Here is a 26,158-nt window from a genome sequence, read left to right as displayed (position 1 = left end):
TTAAATTTGCTTAGGAATAAATTTTGATGTATAAGAAAATATGGCACTAAGAGACTGTACAGAAGAAGAACTCGACAACCTGCTGAAATTCTTTAAGGCAATGGCAAACCCGCTAAGGCTGGAGATCGCCAGAATGATATGCATGGAGCCAAGATACAGCTACGAGATAGAAGAACATTTCGAATGTGAACGCTCAAATATAACCAAACATATCAATATCTTGAAGAATGCAGGAGTCATCAAGCCGTATAAAGAAGGTCGTAAAACGCTCTTTGTCATGCAGGCGAAATATATAAAATCACTACTGAAATGCATTGATCAGGAAAGATACCTTCAGTTCCTCAAAGAGAACGAAAACAAATAAAACACCCCCTTTGATTATCTCTTTGACCAAAAAAAGCACCCCGAAGGATGCTTTTAATTTTAACAAATCATATATAAATTTAATCTGTCTTTGACCACTTTATCCTGAAAAGGACTGTATACATCACAGGTACAAAAAACAACGTCAGCAACGTCGCAAATGCAAGCCCGAACATAATAGTCACAGACATTGATGCAAAAAATGCATCAATCAAAAGCGGAGCCATACCAAGAATAGTTGTCAAAGCAGCCATTGCAACAGGTCTTATCCTGCTGACAGAGGCATCAATAACAGCCGGCAGACTATCCTTTCCGCCACGTATCTCAATATCTATCTGATCCAGAAGAACAATAGCATTTTTTATAAGCATCCCCGACAAACTCAGGAATCCCAGCAAAGACATAAAGCCGAAGGGCATATTCATTATGATAAGCCCCGCCGAAACACCTATAAGTGCCAACGGGAGAGTCATAACAATTATCAACGGCTGCTTAAGTCTATTAAAAAGCAGAATCATTATCAGCACCATAACAAGGAAAGCTCCGGGCACATTTGCCATTAGCTTGGATTGTGCATCACGCGAATCTTCATATTCCCCCCCCCATTCGAGGCTGTAGCCTTCAGGCATAGAGATCGCCTCTATATGAGGACGAAGCCTTTTAAAAAGCTCATCAGCAGTTCCGAATTTAGGGTCGCACTGGGCTGTGATTGTTCTCGATCTGTTCTTTCTCCTTATAACACTGTCCACATAGCCGGTCTCAACAGATTCAACCACCTGCTGTATCGGAACATATTTGCCGTGCAAAGTTGAAAACACCTGAACATCAAGAAGTGAATCAACATTTCTTCTCTCACGCTCCGGTGACCGGAAAACTATAGGGATCATGTCGGTTCCTTCTCTGAAAAGCCCTGCCATAGTACCGCTGAAAGACGCTTTTATCGCATCATTGATCATGCTTCTGGTAATTCCTGCACTTTTAGCCTGAGCTTCAGCAAGTTTAACATCTATGGTTTTTACTTTCTGCCGCCAGTCATCATGTATAAATGTCGCAGCGTTATCCTGTCTCATTATCTCCATAGCCTGCTCAGAAAGCATTCTGAGTACCTTCGTATCTTTTCCGCTAAACCTTGCTGCAATTTTAGATCCGCTGCCAGGTCCGTACTGAAAACGTTTAACACTGAGCTGAACTTCAGGCAGGTTTTCAAAATAGTATTTTTCTATCTGGGGTATGAGCTCTTCAATAGAGTTATAATCATCCACAGTCAGCAGTATCTGCGCATATGACGAGTTATTCTGTTCAGGATCATAAGTCAGAATAAACCTCAGTGCCCCCTCCCCTATAAAGGAAATGACATCGTCAACGTGTTCAAGCTGCGCAAGACCTTCTTCTGCTTTTTTTACAGCTCTCTCTGTTGTATTAATATGTACCCCTTCACGAAGCCACATATTAATCATTACCTGGGGTCTGGTTGACTCCGGAAAGAAACTCTGTTTAACAAAGCCAAAACCGTAAAGTGCAGCAAAAAGCAGAAACACCATCACACCGATAGTCACCCACCGGAAATGAATCATTTTGCATAAAACTTTTTTATAAGATCGATAAACCCATCCTGCGTAGGGGTCTTCAACATTTCCACTCTTACTCGGACGCAGAACCATATGGCAGAAGAGCGGAGTTAGCGTTATAGCAAAAACCCAGCTTAACATAAGGGAAGTACCAATAACCTGAAACAGGCTTAAAAGAAACTCACCCGTTTTATCATTAGAAACAGCGATGGCAACAAACGCCATAATGGCGATCATGGTAGCGCCAAGAAGCGGCCACATGGTTTCCTTTACGGTGGAAACAGCAGCCTCAAGCCTCTCTCTCCCCATCTGGACTTTGATCAATATCCCTTCAGCCACAACAATTGCATTATCTACAAGCATCCCAAGAGCAATGATAAGAGCCCCGAGAGAAATATTCTGTAATGTAACTCCCATAAAATCCATACAGATAAAAGTCGTCAGGATAGTTATCAGCAGAACAGCGCCTATTAAAAGCCCTACACGAAGTCCCATAAATATAAGCAGGACTATAATAACAATAGCCACAGCTTCAGCCAGATTCAGCACAAAGCCGTTAACAGCTTTTTCAACTGTTCCTGACTGATAGGCTATAGTCCCCTTTTCAATGCCTATAGGACGTTCAGACTCCAGCTCTTGAAGCCTTTCTGCAACAGCCTGCCCCATCACAACGACGTTACCGCCTTTAATAGTGGAGATACCCAGCCCTATCGCCGGCTTACCGTTAAAGCGCAGAAGTTTACGGGGAGGGTCGTAGTACCCCCTTTTAATAGTAGCTACATCTTTCAGATGAATCATCTTGTCTGACGTACCGGAGCGGATAAGCATGTCGCCTATCTCCTCTACGGTGCGGAAAATACCTGTTGTATTTACGGAAATATATTCATCGCCGACAGTTATCTTCCCTTCGTCGACAACAAGATTCTGCTGCTGAAAAGTCTGTAGAATCTGTAGAGGACTTATACCAAGCTGAGCAAGCTTTGCTCTCGGTGTTTCAATAAAGACTGTTTCAACCTGTTCCCCATACAGCTCAACCTTCGCAACATTTTCTACAAGCAGCAGTTCTTTTTTGAGCATGTCCACATAATCTTTTAATTCGCTATAGTCATAGTCATCACCATAGAAAGCGTAAAAAACACCGTAGACATCACCAAAATCATCATTTACAACCGATGGACCTGCTCCCGGAGGGAGATCCGACTGCCCGGCACTCACTTTCCTGCGCAGCTCATCCCATATCTGAGGCAGATCATCTTTATCAAAATTATCTTTAATATCAGCGTATATAAACGACAGCCCGTCACGGGAAAATGAACGAACCTCGTCAAGCTGTCCGAGCTGCTGGATAGCTTTTTCCAGAGGGTCTGTAACCTCTTGCTCGACTTCAAGGGGTGTTGCCCCAGGGTACTGAGTTACAATTACCGCCGTTTTTATGGTATATTCAGGATCTTCGAGCCTGCCGAGCTTCTCATAGGCAATAATCCCCATAGCCATCAGGCAGATTGTCAGAGCCAGAAAAAATGTTTTTTTCCGTATAGTCGTCTCTGCAATATTCATTTAAGATTCTCCGGTTTCTCAAAACGTTTAACTTCGAGTCCTTCTACAAGATGCTGAATGCCTGCTGAAGCGATCTCCTCACCTTCTTTCAGTCCACCAAGCACAAGCACGCTGTTGTTTTTGAGTCCATCTGTTTTGACTTCTCTTTTGTGTACAGTCATATTCTCATCCAGCACCCAAACAAAAATCTTTCCGCTGGAGTCACTGAATACCGCACTCTCGGGTATTTCGAATTCACCTTCATCATAACTTTCGCTTACAACTATTTTTGCCGCTACAGTCATACCTGGTAAAACAGTAATTTCATCAGGAGACGGCATTATAAACTTAACAGGATATGTCTGCGTAACGGGGTCAGCTTCAGTACCAACTTCCTTAAGCTCCATCTCATATTGCTTATTAAAAGGTACTTCAAACACCGCATATGCCTTATAATCAAGATTCTGACTTGAGTTCATAATCAGGCTTTCGGGTATATTAACAACAACCTCAATTTCTTTGATGTTCTGAACACTGGCAATGGGAGCCCCAGCCGACACTGTCTGAAAATTATCTACGTATCTCTTCGCTATATACCCCGAGAACGGTGCATAAAGCGACGTATCACGCAAACTCTTTTCAGCAAGCTCTTTCTGAGACTGTAAAACATCATAAGCAGACTTTGCTTTGTCGTAGTCCGCTTTTGATATAGCATTGGAAATCCAAAGTTTTTTTGCCCGCTGGAAAGCAAGCGTGGCTTCCTCAACCTGAGCCTTTATCGTGTTAAGGTTATGCTTATAAGAGGCATCATCAAGCTTTGCTATGAGGCTCCCTTTCTCAACATAATCCCCTTCTTTAACATTCAGAACCACAAGAGAACCGGACAGAATGAAAGATGTGTCGACTTTTTTTCCCGCCCTGATCTTACCGGGGTATGTACGGACGTCCATTCTTTTCACTGATGTAACCTTATATGTCTTTATCGGTCGAACATGCTTTGCCGGATCAAAGCCGGCTGCCTCGTCATCCCCACAAGCTGTGATAAAAATAGCAATTGAAATAATTATCAATATCTTACGAAACATCGGAGTCTCCTTTATTTTGACGAATTCTTTAATATTGTTACAAGCTTCTCACACTGGTCATCAGGAGCAAAAGCAAAGAAGCATCCGTATGCTCTCTCAACATCTACAATCCTTTCCATAAAACTATACTGACTTGATGCTGTGTTCATATCCGCATTGAGTTTTGCATTCTGGGAATCTATCAGTTCGGTTATAGAAACAGCCCCCCTCGAATACAGATCAGATACAATTTTCAGAGTTTTTGCCGCTGCAACTGCACTTTCGTTGGCGAGGCTGAAACTGTCATATGCTGCCCTTGCATTTTCCAGAGCAGTTATCATCCTCTGCCTGACAAGCTTTACCGCTTTTGCTTTTTCGTGGTAAAGTTTTCTCACTGCTGTTTTTTCTATACTGAGCTGAGCACTTCTCCGCCCGCCTTCATATATGGGTATGCTGGCAGTAACACCAACGTTCCATTCCGTGTCGTCATACCAACCAGGGGCAGTGTCTGATGCCTCACCGTCCTTCATCACGAACCTTTTGTATTCTCCGCCTGCTGTCACAGTCGGAAGGTAAAATTTCCTTTCAGCAGTAAGCACAGACCTGTCAGCGGCACCTGTAAGGTATTCGAGAGATGCGAGTTCTACAGAGTTTTCTACAGCGGCATCTGTCATCGTCTTTTTAAAGCGGTCAAACACGTCAGCCCGGTCGAGAATATTCATACTCCCCTTAAAAGAACTGAGAATAGAATAGTCACTGTCAAGAGTCACAGGTTCCAGATTATATGTGCCGTCTATGTCCTCGCTTATAATGCGGGCTAGCTCTGTCATGGCACTCTTATGAGTGTTCAGGGCATTTACAACGTCTATTTTGGAAAGAGCGATCCGTGCTTCCCATCTGGGGATTTCTGCCGGATTTGCAGCCCCTGCGACATCTCTGTTTTTGGCAAGGTCATAATTATATTTTGTAGTCTCAAGATTGTCCTGCGCAATGTTTACATATGTCTTTGCCAGTAAAACCTGCAAATATGCTTTTGCCGCCGCCTGCAAAACGTCAAGCTCAGCCTGCCTTGAAAGTGACTCCATCGCTTTTGCATTATAAACTGCCTGATCTTTCAGGCTGAAAACTTCTTCAGAATATATTATCTGCTGTAATGCAACAGAAACACTTCCTGTACGCTCCGGACTTGTCCCCTGTGAAATTCTCGCCCTGTCGTCGTCTATCTGGGAAAAGCCGGCAGAAAGATTCAGAGTTGGTCTGAATGCGGATTCAGACATTTTCACCATCTCTCTGGCTGTTTCAAGGTCTATCCTGCCAGTAGCCACATCTTCATTTCTTTTCACAGCTTGCAGAAGCGCCTCTTTGTAACCTATATACTTATCAAAAATTATAGTTTTGTCATAATTAATTATCTCTTCAGATCGTATATAATGCCTGTCCGGATAAAAACCGGTGAGAGCTGCCGGTGCCATGTTTATCACAAGCCCTTTTGTGCGATTCACTTTAAGCTGTCCACCCTTTTGACCTGCGATTATCTCGGAAACAGCAACAGCGGCAGTCCTTGCAGTCTTGACATACCCTTTGTCTCTTGCATTAACAGCTATAACGCCAAGCTCGGCATCTCTGTAGCCCCCAAAGCTGAATGTCCTCACCCCTGCATTGGCAAGTCTTTCCAGAAGGCTTTTATATTCATTCTCGGTCATCTGGGGCTGTTCCATAACCAGCGCTACATCGCCTTTATCAAAATACGTGCTGATGTCAACACCGGAAAGGTCTTCGGCAGAAACAATTTCATACGGAACTTCAACAGAACCGATGATCTCGTCAACACCGGACTTACACATGGCAGAGCTGCATGAAGCGTAACCGCTGGTAAGAACTTTCAGATTTTTGTATCTGAAAAGCTTTCTGAACACTGTAAACTCTTCGTTATAATCGATATCTGATGTTATAGTATACGTAAAGGATGCTCCAGCAGGAGCCTTTGTCGAAAAAACAGCCACAGTGGGCTTAAGGTTTTTTAAGCCGATAGTACGCCCTGCTGCCACTTCACCGATAAGTATAAGTATATCTGAATGGCTGTTAGCTTCTTTTATAGTCTCAGCAAGCTTTGTAACCGGGACAGACGGTTCGTATATATATGCATTAACGTCTGCACTATTATTTCCGGCAATAAGCCTTCCGATCTCAAGCTCTATACTCTCAGCAGCAAATTGAAAACTTGATGAGGCAACAACGCCTATCTGATAATTGCGGGCAAACACAATAGCCGGCAACAGTATAATTACAGCTATAAGAAATTTCTTCATTTCAGCACAACCTCTTCTATTACAACGTTCAGCATTTCATTAAGCTCCCCTCGATCCGTTTTAAAAACCGGATTCTGAATATATATCTGTCCAAGAAGATACTGCTTGAACAAAGCATCTATCAAAGCAGTTTTGGCAATGACAGTCCTCTCATCATTATGTCGCTTTCGAAGTGCGTTCCTTACCATCTGCATCTTTTCAGAGTATAGCGTTTTATGGAGGACACTTATTCTCTCTTCCATATTTGCCTGCTCAAAGTGTACAATAGCAGCAATCTCTTTATGTTTTTCTATGGCATCAGCCATCTTCTGCACAACACGATGAATAGAACTATTGTCCATAGTCTCTGTCTCGGCTCTCAGTTCCCGCATAAAACTTCCCAAAAGTTCTTCTGCAAGGATATTGAGACAATCCTTCTTTGATTTAAAGTACAGATAGAACGTTCCCTGTGCCACATTTGCAATAGCAACAATGTCTGAAACCTTCGCTTTATCATAGCCCTTTTCACGAAAGACACAACATGCAGCATCCAGTAATTTTCTTTTCGTTTCTTTTGTTTTTTCCATAGCACTTCTTATATGACTGATTAGTCAGTCAGTCAAGCAATTATTTTATGATACATTCTTTACAGAAATTATTAACACAGCTACGCAGGCTTTGACAAAACTATATATAAAAATGTAATATGTTACTATCAATTTAAAGGTGTGAAATGGACAGTGACTATCATCTACTGGATACGGGAAACGGCAAGCGTCTGGAGCAATTTAATAAGATACGCATAGTCCGGGCGGCAAAACAGGCAGACTGGGCTCCCTCTCTGCCGAAAGAAGAGTGGCTGGCTGCTGACGCAGTATTTGAAAACGACAAATGGAACACTGAGCTAAAAGATTTCACGGTTCACTTCAGCGATATAACTTTCTGCCTCTCTCTGATGGAGTCCGGACAGCTGGGCGTATTCCCTGAACAACAGAAAAACTGGCAGTGGCTGGCAGAGATAACGCAGGGGGAGCGGCATCACATCCTTAACGGATTCGCATACACAGGCGGTTCCACTCTCTTTTCCAGCAATCACATTAACAAAGTCACACACCTTGATGCTTCCAAACCAGCTATCAAAAGAGCCAAACAAAATCTTGAGTTTTCCTTCAAATCTGACAACAAAGTCCGCTTTATACAGGAAGATGTTATCACCTTCATGAAAAAAGAGGTAAAGCGCGGCAAAAGATATGATGGCTTTATATTTGACCCTCCGGCATTCGGCAAAGGGGGAAAAGGAAAAACATGGAAACTCTCCAAGGACCTGCCCCTACTCATGGAATTAACATACGAACTGGCAGGGGGGAGTCCCTCCTTCATGCTTTTATCAGCTCACGACCCTGCACTTGACCATAAATATCTGGCTAAAACAATCAGAAAACTCTGCCCTGTATCTGCTGAAGTTGAAAGCGGTGACCTTGTGATGAAAACTCAAAACGGTAATTTTATGAATAATGGGTATTTTGCACGTTTCATCGTCTGAAATATACGTTATAACGTGATAGATTCATCTTACAAATATATAAAAAATACACTCAGCAACAGATGGATGCATTATTTCAAGTCCGGAGGAGTCAATGCCTGCACTTCAGTTCCCGCCATATGCACTCTTACTGCTCATATCCGCAGTAATTACAATAGGTCTCGGCATATATGGACTGACGAAAGCAAAAAATAAAGTCTCTCTCTACTTCGGGCTGGCATTTTTCACTGCCGGCTTCTGGCCTCTTATGTACGGAATAGAACTTATGATCGCAGACACGGATATTATCCGCGTAATCACAACATATAAGGTTATTCCGATACAGTTTTTCCCGCCTTTTATCGTCGCAATGCTGTACCATCTTCTTAAACATAAAGCGCCACCAAGATGGATGACCATATCTCTTTACAGTTTTCTCGTCATACAGGTCACTGTAATGCTCACTAACAACCACTTCTTTCCCATATGGGAGAGCGCAGAAATTATCACAACAGAAGAGGGGTTCAATCTCTCTATTCTTGTCCCTGGAATCTGGCTAAAATTCACCACTTCGTTTTATCATAACGCATTCTATATTTTCCTAAGCGTCCTGACTGCCAAAGCCATAATCACACACAAACAGCCATACAAAAACCAGTTCGTAATTATCCTCACCACTCTGATAATAGGCTCAGCACTCAGCACTCTGTATACCTTCCGGATTGTTTCATTCGGTGACTACAACCCAATCCCCGGGACATTATCAATAATAAGCTCTCTCTATGCATATGCAATATTCAGATATAACCTGATGGATATAATCCCCTATGCCAGAGAAAGCGTGTTTGATCTCATAGACAGTGCTGTTCTCATCGTTGACGAACAGTACAGACTTATCGACTTTAACCCAAGCGCCAGAACTCTTTTGCGGTTCCGAACTGATATGATAGGAAAAGATATATTAGAAACTTTCAAAACTCTAAACCTTGACTGGAAAAAACTGGCAGATGACGATACCGTTACTATTGAAACAAGATGGGGAACAGGAATTAATCACAAGTTCAGCGTTCTGAAACAGTCAATACAAAAAGACAGCCTCAGAGGCTATATAATCATCTTTAACGATATCACAACACAAGTTGATGCCATACAGACAACTCACGAAAGAGAGATTGTCACCTATAAGGAAAACATTCTGGGCGATATGCATGATGGTATCGGAGGCGTCGTGGCAGCAGCAGCTTTGCTTGCAGCTTCAGCTCTGGAAGAAGATGACCCCGAACAAAAGAATATAAAAATAAAACACATTGCAATGCTTCTGGAAAATGGAAGTTTTGAACTCCGGTCAATGCTGAACATTCTTGATAAAGACAATATCGACTGGAAATCACTCGTTTCCGATATGCGTAACTACAGCACTACCGTTTTAGAATCCAAGAGTATAAACCGTAAGTTTACAGTTAACGGCTTACCGTACAGGCACCCGATTGATTTCAATATTTACCTTTCCATATTCCGGCTGTTCAAAGAAATTATAGCGAACATAATAAAACATTCACATGCTAAAAATGTCGACATTGAGCTTTATTTCAATGAAGCAGAAATACAAATCCAATTAAAAGACGACGGAATAGGCATTGAAGAGAAGCGAAATGCAGGATTTGGACTTAAGAATATGCACAAAAGAGTCGAAAGTCTTAAAGGGAAGCTTGAAATTACTTCCCAAAATGGTACAACTGTAAACATATATATCCCGGTACACGATTATTATACAGAAGAAGGACTTACACGTTGAACAAAGAAATACGTGTCTCCATTGTGGACGACAACATTGAGCTTTCAGAAAGTCTCAGTTCTATTCTGCGTTCTGAACCCGGAGTCGAGCTGATTGACACCTATCCAAATGCTGAGATGGCGCTATCAGGCATTGCAGACTCCCCTTGTGATATTCTGATTGTGGACATTAACCTGCCAGGCGCAAGCGGCATTGAGCTTATCCAGCAGCTAGTTTCCAGACAAATTGAAACCCAGTTTCTGGTGTACACGATCCATGACGGCAATGAATACCTCTTCAAAGCCCTTAAAGCCGGAGCGTCAGGATATATACTTAAAGGTACTCCAGCCATTCAGATCACAAACTCTGTCAGGCTTCTCCACGACGGAGGCTCCCCTATGACTCCGAGTATTGCCAGAAAAGTCATAAGTTTTTTTCAGGACAAACCATTTAACAACGATGAAAACAGACTGACAAAAAGAGAAGTCGAAGTCCTCAAGCTGCTCGACCAGGGGTTTACCTATAACGAAGTATCCGCAGAACTGGATATAAGCAGGAATACTGTCCATACTCATATCAAAAAAATATATGAAAAATTACAGGCATCGGGCAAAGAAGACGCACTTAGAAAAGCACGCTACAAATCTATTTTATAATTTTATTTATTTTTTAACCTTTTTTTTCAAATAAGAATACAAGTAACTTACACTAAACAATCCCCCAAACATCACCCTGTCTGGTTATAGTAATCATAAGTTTCACATGTTAGTTTAGAGTTAGAAAAACTATTCACTAGATATTTAAGGATCATAAAGCGTAAGCCCTCGGGGGGAGGAGATCCTACTATAATGCCGGAAGCATATTTGTGTTTTCCGGCTTTTTGCTTTTCGCTATCGGAACATATAAATAAAAACAGGCACCGCCGTCTTCATTCTTAACAGTCATCCTGCCGTTCATATTATCTTCAATTATCATTTTTGAAAAATAGAGCCCTATCCCCGTACCTTTGCTGTGATACTTTGTTGTAAAGTAAGGTTCAAATATATTGTCGATAATATCAGAGGGTACTCCCCCACCGTTATCGCAGATATTCAACACGATACAGCCTGCTTCATTATAGCTCTTAATTGAAATAACAGGCTCAATAACCCCACGGGACAAGAGCACATCTTTCGCATTGCTTACGACATTTACAATAACCTGTGAATACTCACCCGGTACACCGTAAGCCATCCCTTCGGCATGTAAATCTACAATAACTTTTATATTGCTGTTCTCAAGTCCGGCATCAAGAAGGTTAACGCATCTTTTTACTTCCGCTGATGTATCAAAATGCACCTGTTCTTTGGCAGGGTTAAAAAAATATCTAAAATCATCTATGGTGTCAGACATATGGGCTACAGTTGCAGTACACTTGTCTACAGTACTCTGAAGATACTCATCATCCAGTTCACCACAATCGTACGCCTCCTGTATATCCTGCACCAGCAGAGAGATACTGCTTAGAGGCTGTCTCCACTGATGTGCAATGTTCCCTATCATCTCCCCCATAGCTGCCAGCCTTCCCTGCTGAAACATAATTCTGTCTTTCTTTCTGTTTTTACTAACTTCTTCTTCAACTTTTTGTTCAAGAAACTGATTAAGCTTATTCAACTCTGTAGTTTTTTCTTTAACACGTTCCTCAAGCGCTGTGTTCATCTTAGCAAGCTCGGCATTTTTAAGCTCTATATCAGCATTAAATTTCTCAACAAGCTGCTGAAATTTACCAGAGAAAATATACACAGCAAATCCGGCAGCTCCCAGCAGAGCAATTAAACCGGATATGATAAGGGTTGTCTCATACTTTTCAGAGGTAAAAAGCTCTGACATCCGAGCCTGATACTCTGCCTCAATATCCGTAATGTATACCCCTGTTCCGACATACCACCCCCATTTTTCAATGGGAGCAACATAGCTGATCTTGGTCTCGGGTCTTGCGCCTTTGAACGGCGGCATCACATATGTCAGGTAACCTCCGCCTGTTTTAGCCAGCTTGATAAGCTCTCTTACGATGTACACTCCATTAACATCCTGAACATCGTACATATCTTTCCCTTTTTCAGGCGCGGTAAGAGAAACCCCATCATAAGTAGCTGCAAAAATATATCCTTTATTCTCATATGACACAGTCTCAATCTGTTTAACGACCATGCTTTTAGTCTGAATGTCGTCATCGTCCATATAGATACCATAGCCGATCACCCAGCCATAGGGCTCGAACTCTTTCATATAAACTCTTTTTTTCTTCAGCTCCTCATCAGGACTGGAAGGATTTGCCCAGACAACATCCTGAAAACCGTCTCCGGTTTTACTTATAATTTCTAGCGAATCCCTCAGAGTATATCTGCCGGCAGCATCCTTCATATCTATAAGATTTTTCCCTTCGATCATAGGGAGCAAAGGCGAGGAAATGATGACTCCGCTCTTGTCAAATGCAAAGATATAATTATTCCCAAATACCATACTGGCAAGGACAGTCTTAACCGAAGACTGAATAGCTTCCTCTGGATAATTATCAGCCTTCATCTTTTGATACATATCCATGCTGGTTTTATAAGCGGTGTTAACTTTACTGACGAGTCTGCTTTCTATTGATTCATGTTTAGAGTTAATGGAATAGTTAATATGGTTAACGTAACTGTTGACGATATCTTTTATTATTTCCTTCTTATTTTCAATGCTGTTATGTCTGTCCTGAAGAGCATACTGCTGGAACTGCTTATACTTACCAAGAACGATATACGAACCTATCCCGATAGTTATAAAAAAAATCAAGGTAAAAGAAGTAAAAAAATAATATCTGCGAAACTTTTTTTGCCTGTAATGCATTGCTTAACCTTATAAAATAAATACCTGGCACATGCTACGTGTTCTTATTAAATGATAAACGACATATCAGGCATGTCAAGCAAATAACTTTTGCATATAAACTACCAACCGTCTCCCCGGAAATACACTATACATATTAATAAATTGCTTAAAATCTGGTCTGAAATTTAAAATAATAGATTATGATTAATAAAGGGAAATTACAAAGAAGTTCACATCATTTTAGGCAACCGCGACATTTAGGAGAAATTTATCTGAATATCAAAATTTACGGAGTTATGCAGAAACAATTTTCTGAATAGCCTTAACTAAATCATCTTTTATTATCGGTTTGAAGATGCAGTCTGTAACCATATCATTAACACGTTCTGCCTCTTCCCTGTATGCAGTAGTTATTATGATAGGAATTATATTATTTTTCTCTCTGATTTTACTGATCATCTCAAACCCGTCCATTTCAGGCATGGCAAGGTCAGTGACTATGATATCGGGACTGATTTCATAGAACTTTTTAAGTCCCAAAACTCCATTGGCAGCTTCATGAACTTTTATATTTTCTTTCTCAAGAAGCTTTTTGACAAGCATTCTTGTGAATTTTTCATCTTCAACATACAGTAAGTTTATATCTTCCAGTTTACGCATAACACCAACTTCAGAAATTTGAATTATCTACTTAATATATCTCTTATTAGACCACTACAGTCAAGCATATTATTTTGTATATGTCATGTTCATTCTTACGCTAACTCCATAAATCAATTGATACATAAATATCCGCATACTAAATCACAAACCAAATACTTCAAGCTTCAGCTAATAGAAACTTAATTTAGCGCATTCATAATATTTCCCTGTTTAAATATTGACAAACAGTCCTGAATACTATATAAAATTCATCCTACCAGCGCCTGTAGCTCAACTGGATAGAGCATTTGACTACGGATCAAAAGGTTGGGAGTTCGAATCTCTCCAGGCGCGTTAAACAAAAAGCCCTATCTTCATGATAGGGCTTTCTTTTTATCTACTTCACCTGAAATAATTAGATTTTCAAAACTGTCCGAAATGAGCCTATTTAGACCTATTTTTCACTACATTTGCGGCAAAAATGCGGCAATATTCTGCCTTTAAAAAGAGGAAAAAAAACCACGCACATCCACCACTATACTTGAATAGCCTGCACAACTGCATTAATCCTATAACATACTATAACCAATGCATTTTAATTATTCCAGCACCTGCACATGCCTGCATTTGTATACATTCTCCTTCTTTGAAGGCAATAAGATGTTTTTTACACACATCATATGAGGTCTTCAAGACAGTAAAGAGAGCTCTTTCACAAGGAATTCTTTAACAGCGGTTCCTGTGTCATAATCAAGTCGCACATTATCCTTCCAGATAGAACCATCATATATAAAGTACTTTGGCTTACAATAACATTTCTCCTCATTTATTTCTAAGAAGGTACCTGGTGCTGAAACAACATCAAAGCAAATGATGCACGGCATATTTTCGGTTGCCTCGAGCATATTTGCAAATGTTTCTTCACTTGGCATGACTTTATCTACTACTTCTACAGCTATATATGGGTTTGCCTCTGAAGTGTTGCAGGATGGCGACATCCCAAATATATCGTGAGCAAGATTGGTGCTGTAGCTATAGTCTCTGAAAATAAACTGGTCCCAGAAATAGCCATCAGTATCCGCAAGAGTGATCACGCTGGACATAGAAGTGTCATATTTGTTTGCTATGACGAATCGGTATGACTCAGATATTAACATATCATGCAGATCAGAAATTCTTTGCTCATGTGCATCAGAGTCATCATGTCCCTCAACAGGACCTCTGAAATTACGGACTAAAGATATAAACCCGTATTCATTCTTTCTCACAAAAGGACTTAGGCGAAATTCTTTTGTCTCATCCCAGAGATCCATTGTTTTAGCCTTCAGCAAGACATCAACCTTACTAAGCTCTTCTGCCTTCATTTTATAGAACTCGCCTTGTTCGCAGTAAAAAGCTTCTTTGAAAAGTATCACGATAATCTCCTTTGCGTTTTATTTGCCTCGCCAGGTAACTGTGTTGAGTGCCACCATGATTTTTTAGAGAAGAATACAAGAACTTCTTTCGGTCGCCTTACTCTATTCTTGCTTTGGCAAGGAACAGATAATCGCTGAACTCATACGAATTAGCGCAAGGCATTTTTTCTTTACACCGAAAGAATACGGAAGCGGAGAAAACCGCATACTACGACAAATCGAATTATCAAAAGAATGATAATAAATCATAGTCGTTTAAAGACAATATGTCAACGGTATTAATCACAAGAATTATCTGTTTAGATGCGCATATTAAATAATATATAAATTATTGTTGACAAGAGTAATTACGCATACTAGTATTTATGTATATTATACAATAATAATATAAATGTAATTTACAAACATAGAGGTGAGTCATAATGAGTGTTTATCCTGGAATATTCTTTCTGGTCTTTGTGACCGTTTTATGTCTGCTACTTGGTTATCTCTACAGTAATATTAAGACTAAGCACTGGAGAAAAAAGTATCAGAAGCTTGAGGAAGAAAACGTAAGGTTGAATGACAAAATACGCTCTATAGAACCTGACGAGGTGCTTAGGAAAGAGAGAGATAAATTTGCGTATGAAGCATACCAATGGAAAGGCAAATTCGAAGATCTTGAAGATCGTACAAGTGAGTCAGTACGTAAATTTGAGAGAAAGGTTGATGCTTTGATACAGAAAAACAGTAACTTAGTCTCTTTACTAGGCAAGGTCGTTGCTCAAGCTAAGCTAGAAAGGCGCATACTGGCAAATGAAATTGAAAATACCATGGGTGTGGCGGAAAGTGATGATGTAGATAAGCTGCTTGCTACTGTTATGAAGGAGGCGAAGAAATATGAGGTTTGAGGCTGACAATATGTTTAAACCTACCTGGACATACGATGATTACATAGAAAGCCTTAAAATTGGCGAGTCATGTGAATATCGTGAAGAAAGAACTGTCTCCGTCTGCAATGAACTAATAGCATGTATTGACGAAAGAATTGTCTATTCTGATCGAAAAATATTTGATCAAAATGGCAGGTACTACAAGCCGACTGATATCGTTGTGACAGGCAATAGGGCTCGCCCACAGTTCAATGGACTTTTACATGTTGAAATGACAGTAGACCGTGGCAGTGTATTAATACCTCCTATTAAGGCCGTGGAGCTGATGTCGGCTTTTGAGGGTTTTGTGGGTAATAGTTTGAGCCTGCACAAAGAATATAGGCAAGGCTGCTTCACATTTTCGGTAGTCAAGAAGAATGAAATCATGAACCTTTGTGTCGATTATGGTCATGGCTTAAAAAAATCTTATATGGATAAATGCTATTGTAGGTTAGCTGCCAGTGTCCTGCGCACCATTCTCAGCAACTGTGATTTCTGGTTATAGTTATGGCTATATACGCATATATCAGAGTCTCCACAGATAAACAGGATGCGAAGAATCAGACTTATACGGTGTCATCGTATGTGGCAGACAAAAGTATTGGGGCTGTTCAATATATTGAAGAGACCGTGTCAGGTAAAAAGTCGTGGAAGCAAAAAAAACTGGCTGATGTGATAGAGAAGTTGGATGCTGGCGACAAGTTGATAGTGACCGAGATGTCCCGCCTTGGCAGATCTATGCTGGAGGTATTCGAGATATTCTCAATATGTATCTCCAAAGAGGTTGAGGTCCATATCGTTAAGAGCAACCATGTGCTTAAGAATGATATCAACTCTAAGGTTCTAACATTCGCTTTTTCGCTTGCCTCTGAGCTGGAGCGTGAGCTCATATCTTCAAGAACTAAAGAGGCTCTTGCCAGAAGAAGAGCTGAGGGTAAAAAGCTCGGCAGACCAAAAGGTAGCCAGTCAAGCAAGCTGGATTCTATGATAGAGGAAATCACTATCCTTCACCGGAAAGGAGTGAACACCACATCAATTGCCAAAATCTATGGTGTTAGCCAGACAGCCATGCGGCATTTTATCAAAAGTCGTAATTTATAACTAAAGATATGATTTTTTGTAAATTCACTTATTTGGAAGTTTGTTGGACCTAACATTAGATGGGTAGACAATTCTTTATCAGATTAAATTACATTATTCAAAAAACTTTTTTTCGAAGCATATATCTGTCTGTTCGAAAATGCGTAAGTCATTTTGTTAAGCATTGTAACGTTTTTTTCAGGCACATATATTACTTTATCATGTTCAGATTCTTCAAAAACACCAAGCAATGCCAAATTTTTTGATAATGGGAAAAACACTTCTGAATCACTGTGTCCAAAACCGACTCCTTGAATTCCAGTTCTTTTATTTTTAGAGGTTAGTGAGACAGGAAAATCTGAAGTTATAAACTCGGCGTTGTCATCATCCGTTACGAGTAGAAACCAGTTTCTGTGACATAATAGATTTGTTAAATGTTCTATGACTCCAGATTCCCCGAATGCATGTATTTCTTGGTTCACATAGATAGTGTATCTAGTCTTATCATTAAAGAATTCTTTTTCCTGTTCGTATGGCACGATTTTCTCTTCAGGAATTCCTGCCTGTCTGCATTGATCTAAATATCTTTCTTCAGACATTAATGTCATTGTCATAAATCTGTCTGCAATCGTCTTCAAGAAATCATCGAATTGATGTCTTACTACAGGATTTTTTATAGCAAGCATAGAAATGAACGTGAGTATTCCGTATAGATCTTCATCGTTGGGAAATTTTCTAATATCAATAGTCTTTTTAAAGATTGGCGCAAGTAATCCTTCTAATTCAGCAAGTTGTTCTTCAAGAATGTTCTCTTTACCTTCAAGCGAGATACGATTAAAGTCTCTTTTACTGCCTACATTCTTAGGACTTGAAGCAAAAAATGACTGTTCATGTTTGTCAAAAACGAATATTTTTTCTTTTGATTTTCCTGACTTAGTGAAGCCCCTCAGATAAAATTGAGAGATGTAGTGATGATTGCGTGCATTTGACATAGTACTCGAACCTCTTGTCTACAATGTGAATAAACACTATACATGATAAACTATTTTGTTAAAATACCTATACTGACATCATGATTCACTTGCTGCATAATAAGAAAAATTTCGAGGTCATCATGCGAACACTACTTATTACACTCCTTCTAAGCTTTGTTGTATTATCTGTTAATGCTAACGACATAGATTCATCAATATCTTATGAAGAAATAATAACTAAGATTAACGATATCAATATTGCGAAAAAAAATAATCTTAGAGTGAAAGAGATAATCAAAGAATACACATACAACGTTGGCGACGATGACAGTAAAAATGATGCGAGAAAAAATGCATTAAGTCAGGTCAAAGTTTTGATACTCGAAGAAACAGGCGTTTTTGTTGAGAGTTACTTAGAGCTAGATAACTTGAGATCTGACAATGGCAGTAAGCAAATCATAAGAGAAGAAATCAAAAATCTAACTGCAGGAATCGTTAAAACTAAAATACTAGATGAAAAATATGATGGTGAAACTTTTTACATTAAAGCAAGTGTACTTGTTGATCCTGACTCTGTTTCAGAAGGCATATCTGAGATATTAAAAATCAGAGCAAATCAAGGCGAAATTGATAAACTTCAGAAACTTTTACAAACTAAAGAGTCTGAAATTGACATAAGAAGTAATGAGACGATAGCATTGCAGAAGAAATTAACTAAACAAATGTTGACGAATGAGGCAAAAGAAAAAGAAATTTCACGACTTAATCAATTGCTATCTAACGCTAAAACGTCTCTAAATGAATACCAAAAAGATGAAAAGAAAATTCAAAAAGAATTAACAGAGGTTACTAATAAAATAGAACAAATCAAAGATCGTATTAACAAACAAAATAAAAAAGCATGTCTAGTGCCAAAAGGTGCAAAAAAATATGAAATAGTTAATACAATAGGGGAACCTGATGATGTTCAAGGATGTTTTCAAGGGTATTCACAACGTTATAAAGATCATTGTGAAAAGTGGTATTACGGTTCTATTTTACTCGATTTTGATGAAACTAAATTACTAAAATATGTATTAGGCTGTAAAAAATAGTACTTGATCCTGGAAATAAACTTACTTGTTTTTCCTTAATTCGAGCGTGTAAATAAAAGTGTGTAAACGTCGTATGTGTTAAACTAACATGCGAGGTTTATGATGAAATTCGACAAGGACAAACTGAAAGATCTGCTTGCTGAAAGCGATGTAAAGACCACAGAAGACCTTCAGGTGTTTATGCGTGACATGATGAAAGAAGTCATAGAAACGCTCTACGAAGGTGAGCTTGAAGCCCATTTAGGCTATAAAAAACACGAACCGAACGTAAGTGACGGCAACAGCCGTAATGGTCGTTCTGCCAAGAAAGTACAATCACAAATGGGCGAAATGGAACTCGAAGTACCCCGTGATCGCCTATCAACCTTTTCGCCTGAAATAGTCAAGAAACGCCAGACAGATATATCAGGCATTGAAGCTAAAGTAATTTCCATGTATGCCAGGGGTATGAGTAACCGTGACATCAAAGAGCACATCTTTGATATCTACGGTCATGAGCTATCGCCGGAGACAGTCAGCGTTATTACAGACAAGATTCTCCCACAGGCTAAAGAATGGCAAAACAGAGCCTTGGAAGAGATATACGCCATCGTCTTTATGGACGGCATGGTTTTAAAGATGCGTGTGGACGGAGCTGTTCGCAACGTCACTATCTACTTTGTGATCGGCATCAGCATGGAAGGTCATAAATCCTGTCTGGGGCTATATCTTGCCGAGACGGAATCCGCTAAATACTGGCTGACAGTTATGAACGAGCTAAAGAACCGTGGAGTACAGGATATTCTTATCTTTGCCGTAGACAACCTCAAGGGCATCTCAGAAGCTATAACAGCCGCTTTCCCACAGTCTGAGATTCAGAAATGCGTAGTCCATCAGATACGCAACTCTCTCCGCTTTGTGCCCTGGAAGGAGCGTAAGACTGTGGCTGCTGACCTCAAGAAAATCTATGCCGCAGCGACCGAGGAACAAGCCAGAGCTGAGCTGGATGCCTTTGCCGAGAAGTGGGACAGCAAATATCCTAACATCTCGAAATCATGGCGGAACAACTGGACTGAGCTTTCTACGTATTTCAAATATTCCAAGGAGCTCAGGAAACTGATTTATACCACGAATCCGGTTGAGAGCTTCCATTCTGCCATCAGGAAATCAACCAAAGGAAAAGGAGCCTTCCCGACGGAAGACTCCCTTGTAAAGCTCTTATATTTAGCTATTTTAGGTATCGAAAAGAAATGGACTATGCCAATAAGGGATTGGGGTGTAATATACTCACAGCTATATATCAACTATGAAGACAGAATTACGACTTTACACAGTTAATATGACACGCTCCTTAATTCGGTTTTCAAATAATGCTCCGTTATATCAGCCCGTTCGTGCCCCATCTCTTGGCTGACGATGACTAAGCCCTGTTCTCGGACTTTGCCGTTTTTCTGGACTTCCAGCATGCGGTTCTGGGCAAAATTCCAGCGGAGGCCATGAGAAGCATTATGCTTCTGTTCACTCACCATTGAAGCCTTTTTAAGGTGATAAAGATATTTGCCTTTATCAAACTTGAAGTGGCCGTCCCTCTTAAGGATTTCCGAGAGCATTTTATGATCGTCAGGATTGATTCTGATATCTCTGATTTTGCCGCCTTTACCTTTGACGGTTACACGGTTGTCTGGCTTTATGGAGTCGGGCATGATTCCGTAGACCTCATCCATACGTGCGCCTCCGATATACTGTGTAGAAGCGATCAGCCTATGTGTAGGATTCGTTAGCATTTCTATCAGCTCTTCCGGATTCTCATATGACCTGACACCATCAAACCTCTGAAGAGTTTTGTGCGCCTTTTTACGGGCAACATTGATGTCATCACTAAAGTTATACTCATTTCCGGTTTCGTGCTTCTCAGCGTACATATTCAGAGCCACAGCAAGCTTCTCAAGGGCTGCTGCGTATTGCATAAAGGTAGCATGCTTAACCTCTTGATCAATCTTTGCCAGTAAAAACGCCTGAAGGTGTTCGCCGGCGAGAGTCTCTATATCTTTTACTCCAAAGTGAGCCTTCGCATATCTAAATGCGGAAATCCAAATTTCCCGGTAATCATCAGCAGTTGAGTATGAATAGATACCAGTATTCTGCCCTATCTCATGCCAGTTAGCTTTCTTATCTGTGCTGTTTCTAAAGGCTTCTTTATCGGTGTGTTTTGATGTGCCTATCCGGTTGATACCGGACTCCTTGAATAATGTCTGAACCTGGTGTATTATGCTTCCTCTCATAAGTGTATAATAACATTGTATTGATTTTGACTCAATAATGTATAATATACATTAACGAAAAGTTGATGGTCTATTAGATGTACCATCAGAGAGACCATCTAAGAAGCACTTTATTAAAGGTTTGGTAAACATGTATAAATACGATACTGAATATATAAAGGAACTAACGGGAATCAGCACTGCTGAGGCGAATTCTCTTGTGAAATACTATTCAAAGCTGCCTGAAAATGTTCGTATCGAGTCATTTAAGCTGCAAACAGATCTGGCTAGGCAAAACAAAGACAGGTTTGATAAAGAGAAAGCATCTGAGTATTACTACGGCATGCACCTTCTTGCTTTGCGTGCTATGAAGCGTATAGAGACTGCTCAGGCAACAAAAGACTCCCTTACCGAAGAAGAGGCTTTAAAACTTAATAAGATTCGTATAGAGCGCATCAAGGCCGGCAGAGGCAAGAAGGATAGCAAAAAGGCAAGACTGATAAAAGAGACATTATTCCACGAGATCAAGAATATGTACTACAACGAAGGGTTATCCTGGCGAGAGATTGCTGATTTTATCGCAAAATACCATAAGACAAGAATCTCTCATGGGTATCTACAGCAGAAGTTTAACGAGGCGATGTTATACGAGCAGGAAGATTAATTCCTGCTCTTGATTTTATGTTCGATTACAACACCACTGATTGCGATCAACGACATTCCAATTGTTAAAGACACGATAAATGTTCCGTATGTCATTTTTTACTCCTTGTAATCATTTATTATACCATTTTTTATGAGGGATTGCTCAAGAGCTTTCTCCATATCAACAGCCATTTCAGCAGGATCTATTGGTAGCTCAAGAGTTCTGCATAAAGCTTCAGACAGCCTTGAGAGGCTCTGCAGGTTATTTATCCTACGTTCCATTTCAATCTCATCAAATTCCTTCATGCCTAGCCTCTACATAAATACTGCTGAAAAAAGCATGATTACAATAGAAAAGACAAAAATATACAAAAACATCTTAGCATTGTAGATCATATTAACTGCAATCTTCTTGTCAGCCAGTTCCTCAGCTGAATAGCTCATAAAACTGCGATGTGGTTCATGGTAACCATAAGAACTTATATTCATCTTTGGCTTTGGATTGAACAAATTTTTAAGTGTTTGCAGTATCCATGTGAAAAAGACGTAAAAGGTCATAGTGCCAGTTATGAAAAAGAAAAGTATCACAAGTATTTCGGTAAAAGTATCCATAATAACCTCCTAAAAAAATGTCTCTTTGACACAAAAGATAAAAGCTGCTGCAAGGATGAAGCCTATAAAATGCGGAATATACTTTGCCCATGCTGGTGAAAAGTCTTCGATCATGTTTCCACATATGGGGCAGAACGTAGCCACTGGCTGCCCGTAATAGATATCCATCCTCGGCACCACAAAGCTTCCACACGCTTTGCATTGTACTGTTGTTCTGTTATACATATGTCCTCCTGTATAATATACATTATAGTATATTATACAAATATAAAATACAAGTGAAAATTGCTGATTATATTTATGTTGCCTTTATTCGAGAGCTGTAGCAGACTATATAAAAAGCCTTTGGGGATAATATGCTGCACTTTAATCTGAGCAAAAACATGTATGAGACTCTATCAAAGGCCAATACAGATATGACTCATAATAAACCAAATAATGCATGGGACTGGCATGCGAAGATTATTAAGTTCGGAAGGGTCAATTGCGTTATCGCCGTGGAGGAAAACACCAGGTATGCGATATTTTTGTGTGATCTCAAAAAAGCTGACTTCAAAATGTTTCATTATGTCTTCATGGATCAGTTTGAAAATCACATAGTAGACTTGTTTGGAGATACTTCTGTAGAGACGCAGAAGCTGATATTTGAGCTGGTTCTTCAGCTTAGGGGCAGCTGCTCCTACTCGAAGCCAATGTCTAATAGCGTTATTTCTCATATGACTCAGATGCAGTATGAGATAGAAGACTTCTGCCATAGAGAATTAGGTGGTTACTTGCCTGCAACCAATCATCATCTACTCGCTCTTGGACATCGCCTTAATGACAACATACGAACTCATAAAAATATTAAGACAGAGTTCATTGTGCCCATAAGAGAGTTTAGAACTAAGATATTATCTAGGTTGGATCTATAGAAGATCGGTAATCAATAATTGTATTTATTAAAATTCAGATTTTATGATGAGAAGAAAATCAATAACAGTAATAAAAATTAAGATTCAATAAAATTTGAAATTGAACATCCGTAATACTTCGCTAGCAAATACAGATGTTTGAGATTGAAATGTTTACCGTTTTTGAGGTTTTCGGCCTGATTCACGAACGCTGTAGAGCTATGCCCCAGAGCTTCAAAGGCTATCTCCTCTGTGTGCCTGTATCGGCTTATTCGGACAGTGGGATCGGAAACATTCGGACAGCGTATCGGTCGTCGGACACTTTTGCCGCAAGGTAACCTTTTTCTGATTATAAGAACCAGTTCATCTATAAATCAAGCGTTATCCGCTTGAATCTTCCTTATACTTTCACCTTTAAGTTTGATCTTGTGGCTGCTGTGAAGCAGCCTGTCCAGAATGGCGTCAGCCACAGTATCGTTGTTGAGATAGTCATACCAGCGATCTACAGGCAGTTGCGAGGTGACGATAACACTGCTGATACCCGCACGATCCTCAATCACCTCAAGAAGGTCGTTGGCATCATCGGCGGTGAGCGGATTAATTCCGAAGTCATCAAGGATGAGCAGATTATATCTGGCTATTTTGTTCAGCCCCTTGACATAAGTACCATCCAGCCTTGCCAGCTTCATCTCATCCATAAGCCTGGGAAGTCGGTAATATCTGGCATTAAGCCCGTCCCGTACAGCCATATTGGCAAGAGCCTGAGCAATGAAGCTTTTACCTGTTCCTGTAGGACCTGTAATAAGGATATTCTGCTTTTTATTCAGATACTCACCTGCGATGAGCGAAAGCATAGCTGACTTATCAAGCCCCCTTGGTATCGTGTAGTCGATATCCTCGACCCTTGCGTTGAGGTCTTTGAACTTCGCCTGCGCCATGTTCCTCTTTATCTTGCGTGACAGCCTCTCTGCTGATTCCGCCTGCAGAAGCTGAAGCAGACGATCCTCAAACGGCAGATCTCTGTACTGTGGATTCTCCATCTGTCTGGAAAGAGCCGCCTCCAGTCCGGCGAGCTTCAGCTCTGCAATAAGGTCTTCTAACTTTGACATTTGTCCTCCTCTTTATAATAGTCTCTCCCCCGCACATTATTATGATTGCTGAGCGGAGCAGTGTTCTTCTCATCCTTCTCAAGATATATTTTACTGCTAAGTATGGATTCAAGGCTCTTTACTGAATAAGCTCTTATCTCTACAGCCTTCTTACATGCCATGTTGAAGTCACTTTTATCATGGCTTTTTGCTCTGCTGAGGATAGCTATACATGTCCTGTAAGCGTTTGCCGGATGACTTCTGGAATCAAGGATATTCTTCATGAGCCTTGCAGTATCGAAGCCTATAGAGCCTGCCCAGTTGAGTATACGTGTAGGGTTCCATTTCTCCTGCCACATGACATGATTCGGCGGCATGTGCTCTGTGAGAGTGGAACCTCTCTTTGACTTAGGGTGGATGGCTACAGGGTATCCTTTGTGATATATCTCTACTGTGGTGGCGGAGTGCCATACGTCCACCTTGTTCTTTATTAGCTTGTAAGGGACAGAGTATCTGCTGCCGGAAACATCCACATGATAGTCGACTCCTACATGTCTTATCAGATACTCACGATACTGATATCTCTCCTTTGGCAGGGGCAGCATCTCAGGACGGTCTATCTCATTCAGAAGCTCAAGACGGCTCTTGCCGATACCTCTTATGACTTTATTGTTATAGGCCTCAGTAAGCGGAGCTATGGCTGCATATTCCGGTGTAATTGGACACTGAATCCGGAAATGACTGGACAGTGTTTCCGGTTTTGATTGGACAGTTTGAATTCAGTTAATCTTCCTACTCCTTTTAAATATCTAAATGTCCATCTTTGGTCAAGCGTTCAGTGGTAAATCTATTCATTTTTCATGTTAACAGAGCTCTGTTCTTTCTCTTTTCTGAGAGAGTCGCCGGTAAGCTGTAAGTGCTCTGCGTTATGTACAAGCCTGTCACAGATAGCGTCAGCGATAGTATGGTCACCTATAATGTCATGCCATTTATCAACGGGTATCTGAGTAGCGATAATAGTGGATCTGACGGAGTAGCGGTCTTCCATGACCTCAAGGAAGTCCTTCCTCTCGTGGTCGTTCAGAGTATCAAGCCCCCAGTCGTCAACGATCAGCACATTTACTCTGGAAAGCTGAGTGAGTACCTTTACATAAGTACCATCTGTTCTGGCAATCTTAAGTTCCTGAAGGAGTCTCGGCAGTCTGACATAGAGGGACTTTATTCCGTTTCGACATGCGCTGTTGCCGAGAGCACAGGCGATATAAGTCTTTCCTACGCCAGAGGCACCGGTGATTATGATATTCCTGTGTTTGCGCACCCAATCGTTTTTACCAAGTTCCAGCATCATCTGCTTTGTAATGTTTCTGCCGTTCCTGTACCGGATGTCCTCTATGCAGGCTCCGGGATACCTGAGTTTAGCTTTCTTTAGAAGCAGGCAGAGTTGTCTGTCTTCCCTGTATAGTGACTCATGCTCCAGAAGGATTCTCAGCCTCTCCTCGAAACTGAGATCATCAATCTCCGGCATCTTCTGCTGTAGTTCATACGCCTGTATGAATCCTTTAAGTCTGAGCTGTGTCATCATTTCCGTTAGTTCCATCT

Annotated in this window: 26 protein-coding genes and 1 tRNA gene; 12 read left to right on the top strand and 15 right to left on the bottom strand. The window is 40.5% G+C overall.

The window, feature by feature from the left end; genetic code table 11:
- Nucleotides 1-40: 40 nt before the first annotated feature.
- Nucleotides 41-364: an ArsR/SmtB family transcription factor gene (locus tag DACET_RS03715; protein ID WP_013010060.1), complete on the top strand. Its 324-nt coding sequence runs from the start codon at nt 41-43 to the stop codon at nt 362-364.
- Between the two features lie 79 nt (nt 365-443).
- On the opposite strand, the gene DACET_RS03710 is transcribed toward DACET_RS03715, so the two are convergent.
- The 4 genes from DACET_RS03710 to DACET_RS15375 are packed head-to-tail and all read right to left on the bottom strand — an operon-like array spanning nt 444 to nt 7,406.
- Nucleotides 444-3,488 (bottom strand): efflux RND transporter permease subunit, encoded by a 3,045-nt coding sequence (locus DACET_RS03710; protein WP_013010059.1) that lies wholly within the window; start codon nt 3,486-3,488, stop codon nt 444-446.
- Nucleotides 3,485-4,552 carry an efflux RND transporter periplasmic adaptor subunit gene (locus tag DACET_RS03705; protein WP_013010058.1) on the bottom strand — a complete coding sequence of 356 codons (1,068 nt, stop codon included), beginning with the start codon at nt 4,550-4,552 and terminating at the stop codon, nt 3,485-3,487. The genes DACET_RS03710 and DACET_RS03705 overlap by 4 nt, the downstream gene beginning before the upstream one ends.
- Before the next feature lie 11 nt (nt 4,553-4,563).
- Nucleotides 4,564-6,840 carry a TolC family protein gene (locus DACET_RS03700; protein ID WP_013010057.1) on the bottom strand — a complete coding sequence of 759 codons (2,277 nt, stop codon included), beginning with the start codon at nt 6,838-6,840 and terminating at the stop codon, nt 4,564-4,566.
- Entirely contained in the window at nt 6,837-7,406 is a 570-nt protein-coding gene (locus DACET_RS15375; RefSeq protein ID WP_013010056.1) for a TetR/AcrR family transcriptional regulator, read from the bottom strand. Before DACET_RS15375 ends, DACET_RS03700 begins: the two co-directional genes overlap by 4 nt.
- A 146-nt stretch (nt 7,407-7,552) precedes the next feature.
- Between DACET_RS15375 and DACET_RS03690 the strand changes: the two genes are divergently transcribed.
- The 3 genes from DACET_RS03690 to DACET_RS03680 all read left to right on the top strand — a co-directional run bounded on the left by DACET_RS03690 (nt 7,553) and on the right by DACET_RS03680 (nt 10,771).
- Entirely contained in the window at nt 7,553-8,362 is an 810-nt protein-coding gene (locus tag DACET_RS03690) for a class I SAM-dependent methyltransferase (RefSeq protein ID WP_013010055.1), read from the top strand.
- Between the two features lie 94 nt (nt 8,363-8,456).
- Entirely contained in the window at nt 8,457-10,136 is a 1,680-nt protein-coding gene (locus DACET_RS03685) for a sensor histidine kinase (RefSeq protein WP_013010054.1), read from the top strand.
- Complete coding sequence (locus tag DACET_RS03680; protein ID WP_013010053.1) at nt 10,133-10,771, top strand: response regulator transcription factor; 639 nt, start codon at nt 10,133-10,135, stop codon at nt 10,769-10,771. The genes DACET_RS03685 and DACET_RS03680 overlap by 4 nt, the downstream gene beginning before the upstream one ends.
- 187 nt (nt 10,772-10,958) lie before the next feature.
- Here DACET_RS03680 and DACET_RS15370 read toward each other — a convergent pair whose 3' ends face one another.
- Together DACET_RS15370 and DACET_RS03670 are read right to left on the bottom strand one after the other, a co-directional pair.
- Complete coding sequence (locus tag DACET_RS15370) at nt 10,959-12,929, bottom strand: sensor histidine kinase (RefSeq protein WP_169304177.1); 1,971 nt, start codon at nt 12,927-12,929, stop codon at nt 10,959-10,961.
- A gap of 330 nt (nt 12,930-13,259) precedes the next feature.
- Entirely contained in the window at nt 13,260-13,625 is a 366-nt protein-coding gene (locus DACET_RS03670; protein ID WP_013010051.1) for a response regulator, read from the bottom strand.
- Nucleotides 13,626-13,887: 262 nt separating this feature from the next.
- Here DACET_RS03670 and DACET_RS03665 point away from each other — a divergent pair.
- Nucleotides 13,888-13,961: transfer RNA gene (locus tag DACET_RS03665), tRNA-Arg, on the top strand.
- Between the two features lie 335 nt (nt 13,962-14,296).
- On the opposite strand, the gene DACET_RS03660 is transcribed toward DACET_RS03665, so the two are convergent.
- Nucleotides 14,297-15,022, bottom strand: a complete 726-nt coding sequence (locus tag DACET_RS03660; RefSeq protein ID WP_013010050.1) for a hypothetical protein — start codon at nt 15,020-15,022, stop codon at nt 14,297-14,299.
- A gap of 422 nt (nt 15,023-15,444) precedes the next feature.
- Between DACET_RS03660 and DACET_RS03655 the strand changes: the two genes are divergently transcribed.
- The 3 genes from DACET_RS03655 to DACET_RS03645 are packed head-to-tail and all read left to right on the top strand — an operon-like array spanning nt 15,445 to nt 17,034.
- Nucleotides 15,445-15,912, top strand: a complete 468-nt coding sequence (locus DACET_RS03655) for a hypothetical protein (RefSeq protein ID WP_013010049.1) — start codon at nt 15,445-15,447, stop codon at nt 15,910-15,912.
- The gene (locus DACET_RS03650; RefSeq protein WP_013010048.1) at nt 15,902-16,438 is read left to right on the top strand and encodes a hypothetical protein; all 537 of its coding nucleotides are present in this window, start codon (nt 15,902-15,904) and stop codon (nt 16,436-16,438) included. Before DACET_RS03655 ends, DACET_RS03650 begins: the two co-directional genes overlap by 11 nt.
- A 2-nt stretch (nt 16,439-16,440) precedes the next feature.
- Complete coding sequence (locus DACET_RS03645) at nt 16,441-17,034, top strand: recombinase family protein (protein ID WP_013010047.1); 594 nt, start codon at nt 16,441-16,443, stop codon at nt 17,032-17,034.
- Between the two features lie 83 nt (nt 17,035-17,117).
- Here DACET_RS03645 and DACET_RS03640 read toward each other — a convergent pair whose 3' ends face one another.
- Nucleotides 17,118-18,005, bottom strand: coding sequence for a DUF4238 domain-containing protein (locus DACET_RS03640; RefSeq protein ID WP_013010046.1), 888 nt, complete (start codon nt 18,003-18,005; stop codon nt 17,118-17,120).
- 122 nt (nt 18,006-18,127) lie between these two features.
- On the opposite strand from DACET_RS03640, the gene DACET_RS03635 reads away from it, so the two are divergent.
- Complete coding sequence (locus DACET_RS03635) at nt 18,128-19,081, top strand: coiled-coil domain-containing protein (protein WP_013010045.1); 954 nt, start codon at nt 18,128-18,130, stop codon at nt 19,079-19,081.
- A gap of 102 nt (nt 19,082-19,183) precedes the next feature.
- Nucleotides 19,184-20,398, top strand: a complete 1,215-nt coding sequence (locus DACET_RS03630) for an IS256 family transposase (RefSeq protein WP_013010044.1) — start codon at nt 19,184-19,186, stop codon at nt 20,396-20,398.
- On the opposite strand, the gene DACET_RS03625 is transcribed toward DACET_RS03630, so the two are convergent.
- Nucleotides 20,395-21,342, bottom strand: coding sequence for a site-specific integrase (locus tag DACET_RS03625; RefSeq protein ID WP_013010043.1), 948 nt, complete (start codon nt 21,340-21,342; stop codon nt 20,395-20,397). The genes DACET_RS03630 and DACET_RS03625 overlap by 4 nt on opposite strands.
- A 130-nt stretch (nt 21,343-21,472) precedes the next feature.
- Between DACET_RS03625 and DACET_RS03620 the strand changes: the two genes are divergently transcribed.
- Complete coding sequence (locus DACET_RS03620; protein ID WP_013010042.1) at nt 21,473-21,985, top strand: hypothetical protein; 513 nt, start codon at nt 21,473-21,475, stop codon at nt 21,983-21,985.
- Between the two features lie 98 nt (nt 21,986-22,083).
- On the opposite strand, the gene DACET_RS03615 is transcribed toward DACET_RS03620, so the two are convergent.
- From DACET_RS03615 to DACET_RS03605, 3 genes are read right to left on the bottom strand one after another with little or no spacing between them, the layout of a single operon-like run.
- Nucleotides 22,084-22,272, bottom strand: coding sequence for a hypothetical protein (locus DACET_RS03615; protein WP_013010040.1), 189 nt, complete (start codon nt 22,270-22,272; stop codon nt 22,084-22,086).
- A gap of 9 nt (nt 22,273-22,281) precedes the next feature.
- Entirely contained in the window at nt 22,282-22,578 is a 297-nt protein-coding gene (locus DACET_RS03610) for a hypothetical protein (RefSeq protein WP_013010039.1), read from the bottom strand.
- Nucleotides 22,579-22,587: 9 nt separating this feature from the next.
- Complete coding sequence (locus DACET_RS03605) at nt 22,588-22,803, bottom strand: hypothetical protein (protein WP_013010038.1); 216 nt, start codon at nt 22,801-22,803, stop codon at nt 22,588-22,590.
- A 131-nt stretch (nt 22,804-22,934) separates the two neighbouring features.
- On the opposite strand from DACET_RS03605, the gene DACET_RS03600 reads away from it, so the two are divergent.
- The gene (locus DACET_RS03600) at nt 22,935-23,492 is read left to right on the top strand and encodes a DUF6933 domain-containing protein (RefSeq protein WP_041229861.1); all 558 of its coding nucleotides are present in this window, start codon (nt 22,935-22,937) and stop codon (nt 23,490-23,492) included.
- A gap of 353 nt (nt 23,493-23,845) precedes the next feature.
- On the opposite strand, the gene istB (DACET_RS03595) is transcribed toward DACET_RS03600, so the two are convergent.
- From istB (DACET_RS03595) to istB (DACET_RS03585), 3 genes are all read right to left on the bottom strand, one after another.
- The gene (gene istB / locus DACET_RS03595; RefSeq protein WP_013010036.1) at nt 23,846-24,580 is read right to left on the bottom strand and encodes an IS21-like element helper ATPase IstB; all 735 of its coding nucleotides are present in this window, start codon (nt 24,578-24,580) and stop codon (nt 23,846-23,848) included.
- Nucleotides 24,568-25,164, bottom strand: coding sequence for a Mu transposase domain-containing protein (locus tag DACET_RS03590; RefSeq protein ID WP_052293497.1), 597 nt, complete (start codon nt 25,162-25,164; stop codon nt 24,568-24,570). Before DACET_RS03590 ends, istB (DACET_RS03595) begins: the two co-directional genes overlap by 13 nt.
- A gap of 242 nt (nt 25,165-25,406) precedes the next feature.
- Nucleotides 25,407-26,156: an IS21-like element helper ATPase IstB gene (gene istB / locus DACET_RS03585; protein ID WP_013009594.1), complete on the bottom strand. Its 750-nt coding sequence runs from the start codon at nt 26,154-26,156 to the stop codon at nt 25,407-25,409.
- Between the last annotated feature and the right edge of the window lie 2 nt (nt 26,157-26,158).

Origin of the sequence: Denitrovibrio acetiphilus DSM 12809 (assembly GCF_000025725.1) — a bacterium.
In the GTDB taxonomy this organism is placed as follows: domain Bacteria; phylum Chrysiogenota; class Deferribacteres; order Deferribacterales; family Geovibrionaceae; genus Denitrovibrio; species Denitrovibrio acetiphilus.
The sequence above is the reverse complement of the archived record's forward strand: the minus strand, read 5'-3'. Positions and strand labels throughout refer to the sequence as shown.

Bases quoted from the DNA above. Each gene is read 5' to 3' on its own strand.
- DACET_RS03715 (WP_013010060.1), top strand. From the start codon at position 41: ATGGCACTAAGAGACTGTACAGAAGAAGAACTCGACAACCTGCTGAAA.
- DACET_RS03710 (WP_013010059.1), bottom strand. From the start codon at position 3,488: ATGAATATTGCAGAGACGACTATACGGAAAAAAACATTTTTTCTGGCT.
- DACET_RS03705 (WP_013010058.1), bottom strand. From the start codon at position 4,552: ATGTTTCGTAAGATATTGATAATTATTTCAATTGCTATTTTTATCACA.
- DACET_RS03700 (WP_013010057.1), bottom strand. From the start codon at position 6,840: ATGAAGAAATTTCTTATAGCTGTAATTATACTGTTGCCGGCTATTGTG.
- DACET_RS15375 (WP_013010056.1), bottom strand. From the start codon at position 7,406: ATGGAAAAAACAAAAGAAACGAAAAGAAAATTACTGGATGCTGCATGT.
- DACET_RS03690 (WP_013010055.1), top strand. From the start codon at position 7,553: ATGGACAGTGACTATCATCTACTGGATACGGGAAACGGCAAGCGTCTG.
- DACET_RS03685 (WP_013010054.1), top strand. From the start codon at position 8,457: ATGCCTGCACTTCAGTTCCCGCCATATGCACTCTTACTGCTCATATCC.
- DACET_RS03670 (WP_013010051.1), bottom strand. From the start codon at position 13,625: ATGCGTAAACTGGAAGATATAAACTTACTGTATGTTGAAGATGAAAAA.
- DACET_RS03655 (WP_013010049.1), top strand. From the start codon at position 15,445: ATGAGTGTTTATCCTGGAATATTCTTTCTGGTCTTTGTGACCGTTTTA.
- DACET_RS03650 (WP_013010048.1), top strand. From the start codon at position 15,902: ATGAGGTTTGAGGCTGACAATATGTTTAAACCTACCTGGACATACGAT.
- DACET_RS03645 (WP_013010047.1), top strand. From the start codon at position 16,441: ATGGCTATATACGCATATATCAGAGTCTCCACAGATAAACAGGATGCG.
- DACET_RS03640 (WP_013010046.1), bottom strand. From the start codon at position 18,005: ATGTCAAATGCACGCAATCATCACTACATCTCTCAATTTTATCTGAGG.
- DACET_RS03635 (WP_013010045.1), top strand. From the start codon at position 18,128: ATGCGAACACTACTTATTACACTCCTTCTAAGCTTTGTTGTATTATCT.
- DACET_RS03630 (WP_013010044.1), top strand. From the start codon at position 19,184: ATGAAATTCGACAAGGACAAACTGAAAGATCTGCTTGCTGAAAGCGAT.
- DACET_RS03625 (WP_013010043.1), bottom strand. From the start codon at position 21,342: ATGAGAGGAAGCATAATACACCAGGTTCAGACATTATTCAAGGAGTCC.
- DACET_RS03620 (WP_013010042.1), top strand. From the start codon at position 21,473: ATGTATAAATACGATACTGAATATATAAAGGAACTAACGGGAATCAGC.
- DACET_RS03615 (WP_013010040.1), bottom strand. From the start codon at position 22,272: ATGAAGGAATTTGATGAGATTGAAATGGAACGTAGGATAAATAACCTG.
- DACET_RS03610 (WP_013010039.1), bottom strand. From the start codon at position 22,578: ATGGATACTTTTACCGAAATACTTGTGATACTTTTCTTTTTCATAACT.
- DACET_RS03605 (WP_013010038.1), bottom strand. From the start codon at position 22,803: ATGTATAACAGAACAACAGTACAATGCAAAGCGTGTGGAAGCTTTGTG.
- DACET_RS03600 (WP_041229861.1), top strand. From the start codon at position 22,935: ATGCTGCACTTTAATCTGAGCAAAAACATGTATGAGACTCTATCAAAG.
- istB (WP_013010036.1), bottom strand. From the start codon at position 24,580: ATGTCAAAGTTAGAAGACCTTATTGCAGAGCTGAAGCTCGCCGGACTG.
- DACET_RS03590 (WP_052293497.1), bottom strand. From the start codon at position 25,164: ATGCTGCCCCTGCCAAAGGAGAGATATCAGTATCGTGAGTATCTGATA.
- istB (WP_013009594.1), bottom strand. From the start codon at position 26,156: ATGGAACTAACGGAAATGATGACACAGCTCAGACTTAAAGGATTCATA.